16 protein-coding genes are annotated in these 12,230 nt (G+C 66.6%); 9 read left to right on the top strand and 7 right to left on the bottom strand.

Annotated features, from left to right (window positions below; all coding sequences use genetic code 11):
• The 6 genes from H0W40_RS16940 to H0W40_RS20075 form a co-directional block, all read left to right on the top strand.
• Nucleotides 1-1,050, top strand: a 1,050-nt coding sequence (locus H0W40_RS16940) for a serine/threonine-protein kinase (RefSeq protein WP_292448541.1), incomplete at its 5' end; no start/stop codon positions are given.
• Nucleotides 1,051-1,164: 114 nt separating this feature from the next.
• Nucleotides 1,165-1,947: a Stp1/IreP family PP2C-type Ser/Thr phosphatase gene (locus tag H0W40_RS16935; RefSeq protein WP_292448552.1), complete on the top strand. Its 783-nt coding sequence runs from the start codon at nt 1,165-1,167 to the stop codon at nt 1,945-1,947.
• Nucleotides 1,948-2,015: 68 nt separating this feature from the next.
• A complete protein-coding gene (locus tag H0W40_RS16930; RefSeq protein WP_292448538.1) occupies nt 2,016-2,678 on the top strand; it encodes an FHA domain-containing protein in 663 nt (220 codons plus the stop codon).
• A gap of 114 nt (nt 2,679-2,792) precedes the next feature.
• Nucleotides 2,793-3,644, top strand: a complete 852-nt coding sequence (locus H0W40_RS16925) for an MBL fold metallo-hydrolase (RefSeq protein WP_367153835.1) — start codon at nt 2,793-2,795, stop codon at nt 3,642-3,644.
• Nucleotides 3,645-3,676: 32 nt separating this feature from the next.
• Nucleotides 3,677-3,898, top strand: coding sequence for a hypothetical protein (locus H0W40_RS16920; RefSeq protein WP_292448535.1), 222 nt, complete (start codon nt 3,677-3,679; stop codon nt 3,896-3,898).
• The gene (locus H0W40_RS20075) at nt 3,898-4,197 is read left to right on the top strand and encodes a type II toxin-antitoxin system RelE/ParE family toxin (RefSeq protein ID WP_367153834.1); all 300 of its coding nucleotides are present in this window, start codon (nt 3,898-3,900) and stop codon (nt 4,195-4,197) included. Before H0W40_RS16920 ends, H0W40_RS20075 begins: the two co-directional genes overlap by 1 nt.
• 23 nt (nt 4,198-4,220) lie before the next feature.
• Here the strand turns inward: H0W40_RS20075 and H0W40_RS16915 are convergent, their stop codons facing one another.
• Entirely contained in the window at nt 4,221-4,421 is a 201-nt protein-coding gene (locus tag H0W40_RS16915; protein WP_292448532.1) for a hypothetical protein, read from the bottom strand.
• A 450-nt stretch (nt 4,422-4,871) separates the two neighbouring features.
• Between H0W40_RS16915 and H0W40_RS16910 the strand changes: the two genes are divergently transcribed.
• Nucleotides 4,872-5,387 (top strand): pilin, encoded by a 516-nt coding sequence (locus H0W40_RS16910; RefSeq protein ID WP_292448530.1) that lies wholly within the window; start codon nt 4,872-4,874, stop codon nt 5,385-5,387.
• Between the two features lie 165 nt (nt 5,388-5,552).
• Here H0W40_RS16910 and H0W40_RS16905 read toward each other — a convergent pair whose 3' ends face one another.
• The 4 genes from H0W40_RS16905 to H0W40_RS16890 all read right to left on the bottom strand — a co-directional run bounded on the left by H0W40_RS16905 (nt 5,553) and on the right by H0W40_RS16890 (nt 7,662).
• Nucleotides 5,553-6,476 (bottom strand): nucleotidyl transferase AbiEii/AbiGii toxin family protein, encoded by a 924-nt coding sequence (locus tag H0W40_RS16905; RefSeq protein ID WP_292448546.1) that lies wholly within the window; start codon nt 6,474-6,476, stop codon nt 5,553-5,555.
• A 165-nt stretch (nt 6,477-6,641) separates the two neighbouring features.
• Nucleotides 6,642-6,773: a nucleotidyl transferase AbiEii/AbiGii toxin family protein gene (locus tag H0W40_RS16900; RefSeq protein ID WP_292448543.1), complete on the bottom strand. Its 132-nt coding sequence runs from the start codon at nt 6,771-6,773 to the stop codon at nt 6,642-6,644.
• Nucleotides 6,774-6,820: 47 nt separating this feature from the next.
• Nucleotides 6,821-6,946 carry a hypothetical protein gene (locus H0W40_RS16895; protein WP_292448527.1) on the bottom strand — a complete coding sequence of 42 codons (126 nt, stop codon included), beginning with the start codon at nt 6,944-6,946 and terminating at the stop codon, nt 6,821-6,823.
• Nucleotides 6,943-7,662 (bottom strand): DUF6088 family protein, encoded by a 720-nt coding sequence (locus H0W40_RS16890; RefSeq protein ID WP_292448525.1) that lies wholly within the window; start codon nt 7,660-7,662, stop codon nt 6,943-6,945. Before H0W40_RS16890 ends, H0W40_RS16895 begins: the two co-directional genes overlap by 4 nt.
• Nucleotides 7,663-7,995: 333 nt before the next feature.
• Here H0W40_RS16890 and H0W40_RS16885 point away from each other — a divergent pair, with 333 nt between their 5' ends.
• Nucleotides 7,996-9,744: an O-antigen ligase family protein gene (locus H0W40_RS16885; RefSeq protein ID WP_292448522.1), complete on the top strand. Its 1,749-nt coding sequence runs from the start codon at nt 7,996-7,998 to the stop codon at nt 9,742-9,744.
• 90 nt (nt 9,745-9,834) lie between these two features.
• Here the strand turns inward: H0W40_RS16885 and H0W40_RS16880 are convergent, their stop codons facing one another.
• Both H0W40_RS16880 and moaC read right to left on the bottom strand, forming a co-directional pair.
• Nucleotides 9,835-10,143, bottom strand: a complete 309-nt coding sequence (locus H0W40_RS16880; protein WP_292448519.1) for a nucleotidyltransferase domain-containing protein — start codon at nt 10,141-10,143, stop codon at nt 9,835-9,837.
• 23 nt (nt 10,144-10,166) lie between these two features.
• On the bottom strand, nt 10,167-10,700 hold the full coding sequence (gene moaC / locus H0W40_RS16875) for a cyclic pyranopterin monophosphate synthase MoaC (protein WP_292448517.1): 534 nt from the start codon (nt 10,698-10,700) through the stop codon (nt 10,167-10,169).
• 262 nt (nt 10,701-10,962) lie between these two features.
• Between moaC and H0W40_RS16870 the strand changes: the two genes are divergently transcribed.
• A partial coding sequence (locus tag H0W40_RS16870) for a M48 family metalloprotease (RefSeq protein ID WP_292448515.1) occupies nt 10,963-12,230 on the top strand: 1,268 nt, incomplete at its 3' end.

Raw genomic sequence — 12,230 nt, 5'->3', positions numbered from 1 at the left:
CGCGCGACCCAGCAGCGTCGCCGGGGCCGCGACCGCCGGCGCAGCGACCGCGAACGGGCTCGCGGCGTCTCGCATTTCGCCAGCACTCAGCTCGACAGCGTGCAAGACACCCAGCTCGATTCGCGCATGCCCGATCCGGTGCGCCGCATCGGGCACTACCTGATCGAGCGCGACATCGGCCGCGGCGCCATGGGCATGGTGCTGCTCGCCCGCGACGAGCGCAACGGCGAGGCGGTGGCCATCAAGACCATGGCGCTCGGCCGCGAATTCCACGGCGAGGCGCTCGATGAAGCGCGCGAGCGCTTCTTCCGCGAGGCCGAGACGGCCGGGCGCCTGCAGCATCCCGACATCGTCGCCATCCGCGACACCGGCGAGCAGGACGGCACGGCCTTCATTGCCATGGAGCTGCTGGCCGGCCACGACCTCAGCATCGATGCGCAGCCGGCCCGGCTGCTGCCCGTGTCGGTGGTGTTGGCCATCGGCGCGCGCGTGGCACGGGCGCTCGCCTATGCGCACCGCCAGGGCGTCACTCACCGCGATATCAAACCGGCCAACATCATGGTCGAGCCTGCCAGCGGCATGGTGAAGGTCACCGATTTCGGCATCGCCCGCATCATCGATTCCACGCAGACGCGCACCGGCCTCGTGCTGGGCACGCCTTCGTTCATGTCGCCCGAGCAAATGGCCGGCGCACACACCGATGGGCGCAGCGACCTCTACGCGCTGGGCGTCACGCTGTTCCAGCTGCTGACCGGCAGCCTGCCCCACCGCGCCGACTCCATGGCCGCGCTGCTGCACTCGATCGGCAACGACACCGCGCCGGACGTGCGCACACTGCGCCCCGAGCTGCCGCAGGCGCTGGCCGACATCGTCGCGCTGGCGCTCGAAAAGCGCCCGGAAGTGCGCTACGCCGACGGCGACGCGATGGCCGCCGACCTCGCGGCGGTGCTGGCCTTGCTTGAGGACGAATCGGCTCAGGCCGCAGCTATTGCGAGCCGGCCTCTGGCCGCCGAACCCCGGGCCGTACCGGGCGTCGCCGCGCCACCGTAACCGGGGGCTGCGGACACTGCTGCTGCGCCCGAAGCCGGGCACAATCTCGTGGATCGGCGCAACGCAGCGCCGAGATCCCTGCCGATGCCGACGCCCCTGCCCGTGACCCAGAACATGCGCTTCGAGTTTGCCAGTGCCACCGATACCGGGCGCTCGCGCAACAACAACGAAGACTCGGTGATCGTCGACGAAAGTGCTGCGCTCGCAGTGCTCGCCGACGGCATGGGCGGCTACAACGCCGGCGAAGTGGCCAGCGGCATGGCCACCGGCTTCATCAAGGCCGAACTCGGCCGCTGGCTCAGCGAGGCCAGCGCCCAGGCCACCGATTCCGACGTGCGCCGCGCGATGGACATTTGCGTGGACAACGCCAACCGAGCCATCTTCAACGCCGCCAATTCCAATCCGCAGTACGCCGGCATGGGCACCACGCTGGTGGTGGCGGTGCTGCGCGAATCGCGGCTTCTCATGGGCCACATCGGCGATTCGCGCGCCTACCGCTGGCGCGAAGGCGTGCTCGAGCAGATCACGCGGGATCACTCGCTGCTGCAGGAGCAACTCGACGCCGGGCTCATCACGCCCGAGCAGGCGGCCGTGTCGAACAACAAGAACCTGGTCACGCGCGCGGTCGGCGTGGAAGACACCGTGCTGCTCGAAACCCACCTGCACCAGACCCTGCCCGGCGATTGGATCCTCATGTGCTCCGACGGCCTCTCGGACATGGTCGACGACGAGCAAATCGCCGCCGTGTTGCGCGGGCACGACTCTTTGCCGGGGGCCGCCCAGGCCCTGGTCCAGGCCGCGAACGACGCTGGCGGACGGGATAACATCTCTGTCATCTTGGTGCAGGCGCAGGGCGCGGCCGCCGCTTCACGAGCCTGGTGGCCGTTTCGCCGCTGAGCCAGACGCAGCCCGGCCGGGCGCAAACCGCCCCGCACCACATCGCAAGACAGAGCACGGGGTTACGCATGGGCAAGCTGGTCGTTTCGCTGGACGGAGTGGTGATCAAGGAAGTCCAGATCACCAAAGACAAGACCACCCTGGGCCGGCGCCCCTACAACGACATCGTCATCGACAACCTCGCGGTCAGCGGCGAGCACGCCGTGCTGCAGATGGTGGGGCAAGATGTTTTCATCGACGACCTCAACAGCACCAACGGCACCTACATCAACGGCAAGGCCGTCAAGAAGCAGCTGCTGCAGCACAACGACACGGTCGAGATCGGCAAGTACAAGATCAAGTACCTGAGCCACGAAACGTCGGACTACGAAAAGACCATGATCATCAAGCCCGGCAGCACGCCGGCCGGGCCTCCCACGTTCCAACACACGGCGCCCATGGGTTCGGGCTTCGGCGGCTTGTCGGGCGCGACCTCCGCTGTGATCAAGGTGCTCAACGGTGCGGCGGTGGGCCGCGAAGTCGCGCTCACCAAGGTGGTCACCACCGTCGGTAAACCCGGCGTGCAGGTTGCCTCCATCACCAAGCGCCCGGGCGGCTATGTGTTCGCTCACGTCGAGGGCGGTGCGCGGCCGCTGGTCAACGGCAACCCGGTGGCCGGGGAGCCGGTGCACCTGAAGAACGGCGACGTGATCGAACTCGCCGGCACCCAGATGCAGTTCGTGCAGTCCTGAGCCCCCGGAAAACCTGCACGACAGGCGTAACTTTCGGGGCAATACGAGCCCCGGCGTGACCCATCGCACGCGACCCGAATTGCCGGCTTTGCGGCGCCCGGGCACCATCGAAAGATGACCGTTGCCCTGCTCGACAGCACTGAACAGATCAGTGCTGCGCCCGTCGTGAACGCTGCCGTGCGCCTTCAGGTGCTGGGCTGCTCGGGCTCCATTGCCGCGGGTTGCCGCACCACCGCCTTCCTGCTCGACGACAGCGTGCTCATCGATGCCGGCACCGGCGTGGGCGACCTCTCGCTCGAAGCGCTGGCGCGTATCGACGACATCGTGCTTTCCCACTCCCACCTCGACCACGTGCTGTCCATCCCGCTGCTCGCCGACAGCGTGATGCGCATGCGCCTGGCCCAGCCCGAGCGCGGGCCCATCCGCGTGCATGGCCTGCCGCAGACGCTGGATGCGCTGCGCCGCAACCTCTTCAACGGCGAGCTGTGGCCCGACTTCACGCGCATACCGAGCGCGAGCCAGCCGATCCTGGAACTGCGGCCGATCGCGGTGGGCCAGGTGCTCACCCTCGGGCACGGAAACCGCCGCCGCCGCGTGGAAGTGCTGCCCGCCGAGCACACCGTTCCGGCCGTCGGCTTCGCGGTCGAAACTGACGCCGGCTGGTGGGTCTACAGCGGCGACACCGGCCCCAACCCGGCCCTGTGGGCGGCACTCTCCGGCCGGCGCATCGCCCACCTCATCATCGAAACGGCCTTCGGCGATGACGAACGCTGGCTCGCCGACCTGAGCGGCCACCTCTCGCCCAGCAGCCTGGCGAACGAACTCGCCCAGCTCGGCGGCAGCGTGCAGGTGCACATCACCCACCCCAAGCCCGGTGAAGTTTCGGCCGTGCTCGCACAGATCCGCGCGATCGAGACGGCGCACCGGATAGAGCCGTTGATGAAGGGGCAGGTGTTCGAGCTTTGAGCGGTGCGCGCCGCAGGAGTAGCATTTCGCCTATGCAAGTCGCCACCGGTACCGTCGTAGAAGGCAAGGTCGTGGTCGAGGGTGTTGTCCTTGCTGAAGGCTCGGTCGTCACCATTCTTTCCCGAGAGCCGGATCAACCGCTCTTGCTCTCGGCGCAAGACGAGGAAGAACTCCTCGCTGCCATGGCAGAGATCGAGCGGGGCGAGTTCGTTTCCGCCGCTGAACTCCTGGAAAGCCTGCGCAAGTACGGCTGATGGCGCTTCGCGTCAAAGTTTCCGCCCGTGCGGCATCGCAAATTCGCAGAGCCGCCGGATGGTGGGCTGAAAACCGCCCAGCCGCACCGGGTGCCGTTCGTGAAGACATCGGCGAGGCTTTGGCCTTGCTGGCACAGCAGCCTGGAATCGGCTCCATCTGCGAAGGTGCGCGGAGCAAAGGCATACGTCGCCTGTTAGTCGGGCGTATCCGGTACTTTGTCTACTACCGCGCGACACCCGACACGCTAGAGGTGCTGGCAGTCTGGCACGTAAGCCGAAGCAAGCAGCCCCAGTTGTAGTCGCGTCGCCTCGCGTTCGATGCTTACGCAGCGAGCAGCGAACAACGTGGAACGCAAGCCAACTCCTTTTTCATCGCTTCCTTGGCGACCACCGTGTCGTAGCTCGCCTGACCACGCAACCACCATCCGTCGCTGAGTCCGAAGTAGCGGCACAGCCGGAGGTCGGTATCCGCCGTGACGGCGCGCTTGCCTGCGACGATGTCTCCGTTACGCTGAGGAGGCACGCCGATGTCCTTGGGAAGGCGGTACTTCGTAAGCCCCAGGGGCTTCAGAACTCTTCGTCGAGCATTTCGCCCGGAGAGACTGGAGCAAGCACGCACATATCCGTTCTCCTTCAGTGACAGGCGACGATTTCGACGTCGCTGGGCCTTCGGTTGTCCAGATGAAGCAGACGCGCCATCGAGCGTTGACCCCGATGCGGCCCCTGCGTCCCTCTGCCTTGCTTCTATCAGCCAACGCTTGCCGCTTCGGCGAACGCGACCAAAAGCGTCAGGTCGTGCCGTCGGGAGGCGCCAGCCGGCAGCGTGCTGCTGACCGTTTGCGTCGGTAGGGGCTCGGGGACGGGCTTAAAGCGCGAACAACGCCACGTTTTACAGCCAATACCGGCTGGCACGGACGCTGCGTCCGCTCTGCTCCGCCAAGTCCCCCATTTCCAACGACCAAGGAGCTAGACGATGAACCGCATTAAACGAAGTGCCCAAAAGGGCTTCACCCTGATCGAACTGATGATCGTCGTGGCGATCATCGGCATCTTGGCTGCGGTTGCGCTGCCGGCTTATCAGGACTACACGATTCGCGCGCAAGTCACTGAAGGCCTCACCCTTGCTGCGCAGGCCAAGACGGCTATTGCCGAGTCTTTCTCGTCCACCGGAGTTGCACCGGCTGATCGCGCTGCAGCAGGGATGTCGCCCACTGCGACCGACACCACGGGCAACTATGTCTCGGAAGTGGAGGTTGCTGACGGCGTGATCACGGTCACTTACTCCAGTGCAGCGCCGCAGCGCGCCAATGACGCCATCGACACACTTACGCTCACGCTGGTGCCGTATGTGTCTGCCGACAACAGCGTGTCGTGGAAGTGCCGCGCTCTTGGATCGGCTGCCAATCCCGGCGGAGCGGTTATGCCCGGCGCTACCAACGCGGTTGGTAGTGTGCTCGCGCGCTTTGCTCCTAACGAGTGCCGCGTCTAAGCAAGGCTTGCAAAAAAGGCACTTCGGTGCCTTTTTGCATGGCGTTTATGCGGCTGTGCAACGTGACAACAAAGTGGCCTTCCGGGCCACTTTTATTTTGAGCATTCGGCAAGCTGCTCCGCTGTGCAAATTGGAGGTGTGATACCCCATACCTGACCGTCGCATTCACTTCCAGTTCAAATCGAGCTTGCGGTGCGAAGCGCGCAGCCTCGCAATTACAAGTTGATCAGGCTCTGGTAGGGAATGCCGACCTCTTGCCAGATTGATTTGAAATACGTGATCGACTCTTCGTCGAGCCGAATGGTGATCTGCTTGTGAGTTGCGAAGCGCATGGGTTCTTCCTCGCCGCAGAAAAATCGTACTCCGTGCCCATGTGGCACCTCTATGGGTAAGACATCGATTCCCTGGGCATTGCCTTGTGCGCCGGAATGATGCGGATGACTCCACCGTCGCTGCTGTAGCAATGGCACACGAGCCAGCTCCGTACTGCTCATTCGTATCGTTTGCTGTTACGGCGCCGCAACGCCGTTGATCCCGGTCGAGCTTTTCCACGGGGGCAAGCACAACGCCGAGGGGCGGCATCTCGCCGAAGACCATTCCCGCCATGGCTTCGTAGTCTCGGGTGAGCGCGTCCTGCATCGCTGGACTTGGCGTCAAGGTGAACGTGCCGGGTGCGGCGGTGTCGAGCCCCAGGTCGATGCTGCCGAAAAACAGCCTCGCATGGCGGGCGCAGTCGATTGCCAGCGCGTGATCCGCATGCCACCCGTGTGCTGGCGCGGCGTGCATTAATTGGTGCACGTCGTAATAGTGGCGAGAGACGCGCTGTCCGCCGTGTCGCAGTTCGCCGCGACGGTCGTGCCACTGCCGTAGGCCATGCAGGATGATGACCTTGTCCCAGAAGGTTCGCTCGGGCTTCACTGTGGTGACGTTGGCCACGACCAGGTCCAGGTCGGGCAGATCCTGCGCAACGTAGGGCGTGACTGCAGCTGCGACATGCGGGTCCAGCGCCGACTTCGCGCTGGACTCGATCTTGACCGCGGAACGGATGTAGTCACTGGTGGTGGCCGTGACGGCCGGGTACCAGAACAGCAGCGTCTGACCATCCTTGTCATCGGCGTCGAGCTCCAGTCTGAAGCCTACTTCGGGAATGATCGACTTGGGCGAGTTGTGTGAACTGCTCGATCAACGGTCCGGCAACGTGGGCCTGGCAGGCCTTGCGAATGACGTCGAGACGCGCGCGGCGCTTCTTCCCGCTCAGGGCACCAGTTCAGTCGCGTTGGCCGTTTGCCCCGGATCATCGCGGAACACCGTGATGTCGATGTCCTCTGAGAAGCGAGGGACCAGGCCGAAAGCCTTCGAGAGCGACGTGCCGCCCTTAAACAGCAACCGGGGGCCGCCGACCGGCAAGCCGTTTTTAACAGCACATCCAGGGTCTAGCAGACCCAGAAGTCCTTTTCGACGTTCTGGACCGCGGTGCCCAGGCGGGCTGCCGTCCCGAGAAACAGGTCGCGCCGCTCGGCGTCGCTGGCCGCGATGATGGCGCGGAACGCCGGGTTCAACGGGTAGTCTCCGCGCGTCCGGCCGAACGGCGGCGAGCAACAGGCGGCTTCACTTCGCCGCGTGACTGCAGTACCGTCACGGCGGTCTGCGCATTCCAAGCGGGGAGCTCGCGGAGCAAACTCTGCATCCATGCGGGCAACACGCTGAAGCCATCGAGCAGGTCCTGGCGGATCGCGGCGCCGTGGGTCGGATCTGCCAGTACTTTGGCCAAACGGCCCAGGATGCGATGGCGGTTGGAGGTGAGGGTGTCCTTCAGCCAGTGCAGCGCCTGCACGACGCGCATGGCGGGGCGTCCGGCCCAGTAGAGGCGGCTGGGTGCGGTCTGCTTGAACTCGATGTTCAGTTTGTCGACCTTAATGGCGCGCCGGCGGGCATCGGTGTGGATGGTGACGCGGGCCGGCACGGCATCGGTCAGGCCGAGGTCGTTGGCGGCGGTCATGCCGTCCACCAGCAGGCGCAACTGGTCGCGGCGGGCGATGGCTTCCAGCACGGCGCGGTAGTCCGGGACGGTGGGGCGCTTCGTCAATCTGTTGAACCTAGGTTGGTCGTACAGACCTCGGTCGATGCGGCGCAGTTCGCCTGCCTGCACCATGCGCTGCAGGGTCTTGTCGATGGCGTCGCGGGTGCCGAGCTGTGCAAAGTCGGTCGGCACCCAGACGTGGCCGGAGCCGGCGGCTTCGATTTGCGCGGAGATGATGGATTTAAGGTCGGACATAGGATTTACGGTGTCCGATAGTTGTATACGTTTTTCGGACTTATGGCAAGATTTCTGTCCGAAAAATGTTGTCTTGTTTCGGACGAGCTTTCTGGGCAGGGGCACAAGCGCTATGCCTGCAGCTTGCCGAACCCTGGGCGTCGAGGGAACGTACGATCGCTGCTGCCGACGTGCGGGCAAGCGCTTTCACCTCTACCCGCGAAACTCCGTTTGAACTCACTCGTGTTGTCCGATCCGAATGCAGCGATGAAGGAATCTGCGCCTCGCTCATTGACACGCCTTGCGTTTGCACTCCTCGCCGTAGCCCTGCCGATCCTCCTCAGCAGGGCGGCGGTGCCCGACAGCGTCTTCTTCAATCAGCTTGCCGCCGTCTTCGGTTGGGGTGCGTGGTTGTTGATGCGCGGCGCCGGCTCCGCCCGAGTCAATACCCAAAAAAAAGCCGCCATGCTCGCCGCGTCGCTCGCGCTGGGGGTGTGCGCCTTCTTCGCAGCGATGCGCATCGGCGTCGGGCAAGGCTCCGCCGCACTGGTCCTGCTCGCCGCGCTGGCGGTCCTGTGGTCCGGCGTGCGCAGCGGCCCGGCCGATGCACGCGCCATCGCCCTGGCCTGGTGGCTGGCCGGCCTGCTTAGCGTGGCGGTCGCGGTGCTGCAGTACTTCGCGCCCGGCCTGGCCGAGGGCTGGCTGGTTGCCGCCAACGCCACGCCCGGCCGCGCGGTGGGCAACCTGCGACAGCCCAACCACCTCGCCACCGCACTGCTCTGCGCAATGGTGATGACGGCGTGGCTGTGGCAGGCCGGCCGGCTGCGGCCGGGCTTGGCGGCGGCGTCGATCGCGGCCCTGGTGTTCGCGGTGGCACTCTCCGCGTCGCGCACCGGTGCGCTGGCGCTGGCGGTGTTGCTGGTCTGGGCGGTGCTCGATCGCAGCCAGCCGCGCGCGCTGCGCTGGACGCTTGCCACGACGCCACTGCTCTATCTCGCCTGCTGGGCTGCGCTGGCCGCCTACGCGCAGGTTCAGGACGCGAGCTTCTTCGCGAGCGAGCGGCTCGATGCGGGCGGCGACATCAGCAGTTCGCGCTTCGCGATCTGGCGCAATGCGCTTGCGCTGATCGCGCAGCAGCCGTGGACGGGGGTGGGTTGGGGCAACTTCAACTTCGCGTGGACCTTCACGCCGTTCCCGGACCGGCCGGTAGCCTTCTTCGACCACACGCACAGTCTTCCGCTGCAGCTCGCGGTGGAGATCGGCGTGCCGGCGACCTTGGCGGTGCTGGGTCTGCTGGGCTGGGCGTTGTGGCGGGCACGTGCCGTCTTGCAGACGCCGACACCGCTTGTCGCGCCTTCGAATGTTGCTGCAGCTCGGACCGCCCCCAGCGCTCCCCCGACCACCATCACTACCGAGGTCGCGGCGGTACGGCGCGGCGCGCCCCCGCTCGTCAGCGACTTTCCCTGCGCACCGCCCTCCATTGCCCGCGCTGCGCTGGCCATGCTGGCGGTGCTGGCGCTGCACAGCCTGCTCGAGTACCCGCTGTGGTACGCCTACTTCCTGCTCCCGGCCGCCTGGACGCTGGGCGCATTTCTGGGCGCTGCACCGGCACGCGCCGATGAGTCCGCCGCAAAGGGGCGCAATACAAGAGCGTCCTCCGCGGCGCTGCGCGGCGCCGGGCTGCTCATGCTGCTGGGCGCCGCCTGGGCCGCCTGGGATCACCGCCGCATCGAAGTGATCTTCGCCCCGCCGGCCGGGGCCGGCACGCTGGAGGCGCGCATCGCCGAGGGTCGGCAGAGCTGGCTGTTCGGCCACCACGCCGACTATGCAGCGGCCACCACACCGCCTTCGGAGCCTTCACTCGCGGCGTTCCGCCGGCCGCTGCACATGCTGGTCGATACGCGCCTGCTCATCGCCTACATCGAAGCGCTGCACACCGCCGGCCGCGACGCCGAAGCGCTCTACGCGGCGCAACGGCTGCGCGAGTTCCGGCGCCCGGATGCGCAGGTTTATTTCAAGGCCTGCACGCCGGACAACGCGGCGCCGCCGTTTCAGTGCGAGACGAAGCCCGTGGCGCTCACGTGGCGCGAGTTGAAGCCTTGAGCGGCGAAACGGGCAATTGGGGACTTGCCCGCAGCGAAGCGGGCGATCCGACGAACAGCGTCTCTTGCGTCCCAGACGAGTGCTTGCGCGTCAGGCTGCATACAAGCGCAGGCGCTCGGACTCGATACGAGCGCGCCGGTACGGGTTCGTCAAGCTGGCGTCGGTCACCAGATCCACGGGCCGCTGGAACAGCGACTCCAGTCCTGCCTTGAGCTCGAAGTAGGCGTCGGCGTAGCGCGGTGGCGACGTGGGAGCGAGCGTTACCAAAAAGTCGATATCGCTTCGCTCGGCATTGAAATCTGCGGGGGCTGCCGAGCCGAACAGGTCGAGCTGCTGCACTCCGAGTCGATGACACAGTCGTTCCAGCTCCGGCAAACGAGATTGGATCAGCGCGTTCATGTCCTGCATTCTGGCCCGGGAGTTCAGGCAGGGCGTTCCGCAGAGCCGGCATCCCTCGCCAGAAACGAGCCCGATTTCCCCCCGTGCTTCTCAATCAGGCGCACCCCATCGATCACCATGCCGCGGTCCACCGCCTTGCACATGTCGTAGATGGTCAGCAGGCCGATCTGCACGGCGGTCAGCGCCTCCATTTCCACACCGGTCGGGCCCAGCGTCTCGGCGGTCACGCGGCACACGATGCGCGGCTGCGTAGAGTCGATCTCGAACTCGGCCGCCACGCGGGTGAGCGGCAGCGGGTGGCACAGCGGAATCAGCTCCGAGGTTCGCTTGGCCGCCTGGATCGCGGCGATGCGGGCGATGCCGATCACATCGCCCTTCTTCGCGTTGCCCTGGGCGATCAGTTCGAGCGTGGCCGGCAGCATCCGGATTGAGCCTTCGGCAACGGCGATGCGATGCGTGACGGCCTTGGCCGACACGTCGACCATGTGGGCCTGGCCATGGGCGTCGAAGTGGGTGAAGGCAGCGGGTGCGACGGCGGGGTCGGAAGTGGTGCTCATGGGTCGGCAACAAGGCGAAACACTGCTGCGGCATCATAGGCGCCCAACGCGCGCGGCCGCGTGAACCGAACGCCGTATCGGCGGTCACACAGCCTCGCGCCGGCCTGTATGCCCGCCTCCGGTCGCTGCCCCGCCTCGATGGAAAACACACCGCCCCCCACCGCTTCCGCGCCATCTTCGCGCCGCTCGAAGTTTTCTGCTCGCTTGCGTGCGGTTTTGCGGCCGGCGCGCGGCAGCGAGGGGGTCGGCCATGCGCCCTTCGATGGGCTCTAGTCTTCGCCGCAAACAACGCGCAGGGCCGCTCGGCCTGGCGCTCGCGTTGCTGCTCACCAGCGCCGGCCCCGCCCCTGTGTTCGTGCCGGCCGCCCACGCGCAAGTGCCGGGCGACAACCGCAACGCACTGCCTTCGCTCGGCGACAGCGTCTCGGCCGACGTTTCGGTCTCTGCCGAACGGCGCCTGGGCGACCGGATCATGCGCGACATCCGGCGCGATCCGCTGTACCTCGACGACCCGGTGCTGCTCGACTACCTGCAGGAAATGTGGGCCGGTCTGATCGACGCCTCCGGCGCGCGCGGCAACTTGCCGGCGGAGCTGAAGGAGCGTTTCGCGTGGGAGCTGTTCCTGGTGCGTGACCGCACCGTCAACGCGTTTGCGCTGCCGGGCGGCTATGTCGGCGTGCACCTGGGCCTGATCGCGATGACGGTCGCACCTGCCGAGCTGGCCTCGGTTTTGGCGCACGAGCTTTCGCACGTGACACAGCGGCACATCGCGCGCAGCTTCGGGGCCGGCAAGCAGGCGACGCTGGTCGGGCTGGCGGGCCTCATATTGGGTGTGCTGGCGGCCAGCCGCAGCCCGGAGGCCGCCAACGCGTTGATCACCGGCGGGCAGGCGGTTTCGGCGCAAGGCCAGCTCAACTTCTCGCGCGACATGGAGCGCGAGGCCGACCGCGTCGGCTTCAACGTGCTCACCGGCGCCGGCTATGCGCCGGGCGGCATGGCGTCCATGTTCGAAAAACTCGCGCAGGCCTCGCGCCTGAACGACAGCCAGAACTTTCCGTACCTGCGCACCCACCCGCTCGGCAGCGAGCGCATCGGCGAGGCGCGTTCGCGGCTGGGCGTGGAAGCCGGCGCGCCGGTGCCGCGCCCGATGCTGTATGCGCTCATGCAGGCACGGGCGCGCGTGCTGATGGACACGCGCGAAGCGGCGCTTCAACGCGTGCAGGAGTTCGGCAGCGCGCGTGCGGTGAGCGACGCGGCCACACCGGCCGACAAGCTCGGGGCGCTGTACAGCGGCGCACTCGCCTCGATCCTGCGCCGCGACTTCGGCCGCGCCGAGACGGCGTTGGCGCAGGCGCGGCTGTTGGTTGCCGACGAGCCGGCCGCCGCGCGAGTGCTGGATCTGCTGGGCTTGCAGAACCTCATCGCGCGCGGTGATGCGGCCGGTGCCACTGCAGCGCTCGAGGCGCTGCGGCGCTTGCCCGGCGCGGACGAGTCGCGAGCGCTGATGCTGGCACAGGCTCAGGCCGCCTT

Origin of the sequence: Methylibium sp. (assembly GCF_013817345.1) — a bacterium.
In the GTDB taxonomy this organism is placed as follows: Bacteria; Pseudomonadota; Gammaproteobacteria; order Burkholderiales; family Burkholderiaceae_C; genus Methylibium.
This window is presented reverse-complemented; position numbering and strand designations above follow the sequence as displayed.